The 611-nt window shown below is 76.8% G+C and carries 1 protein-coding gene; it reads right to left on the reverse strand.

The genetic code is table 11. The annotated features are described in order from the left end of the window. Positions 1 to 611, reverse strand: a 611-nt coding sequence (locus GT030_RS31500; RefSeq protein ID WP_202460798.1) for a lantibiotic dehydratase, incomplete at both ends; no start/stop codon positions are given.

A 611-nucleotide genomic window follows, 5' to 3' on the forward strand; every position in this document is an offset into this window, starting at 1 on the left:
GGCGTCGAAACTGACCGGCGCGCTGTCGTCCCCGGCCGTGACCGCCCGCCGGACATAGCGCACCCGGTCGTCGTCCCGCGTCCAGCCCGAGGCCGGTGCCACCGGCAGGTCGGCCCGGCGGGCCGGGTCGGCCACGATCAGCTCGGCCAGCCGGGTGAGGACGACCACGTTGAGCCGGGGGTGGCTCGTCCAGTCGTCGCCCACCTCCGTCAGGTCGCCCCCCTCCGCGAAACTGCCGAGCGCCACGGCAGTCAGCGTGCTGAACGGGCTGGTCTTGCAGGCGGTCCGGTACAGGTACGACAGCAGCGAACGCTCCATCTTCCGGGCCCGCTTGCCCGGCGCCGGGGACCGGTCGGCGGCGAACGCGTCGAGCCGCTCCTCCAGCGTGGGCGAGGCCAGCAGCAGACCCCGGCGCAGCCGGTCGTCCAGCGCCAGCCCGCGCAGCGCGGCACGGGTGCGGGCCAGCGCGGCACCGAGCACCGTCTCGCCCTCGGCCCGCAGCTCCTCCCAGCGCAGACGCGCCTCCAGCCAGGCGGTGAGGTCCGCGCCGGTGTCACCGCCCAGCCCCGACGCGAGGGCGCGGGCGGCGGGGAGGTCGGCGGGAAGGCGGT

Origin of the sequence: Streptomyces sp. SID1328 (assembly GCF_009865595.1) — a bacterium.
GTDB lineage: Bacteria > Actinomycetota > Actinomycetes > Streptomycetales > Streptomycetaceae > Streptomyces > Streptomyces griseoluteus.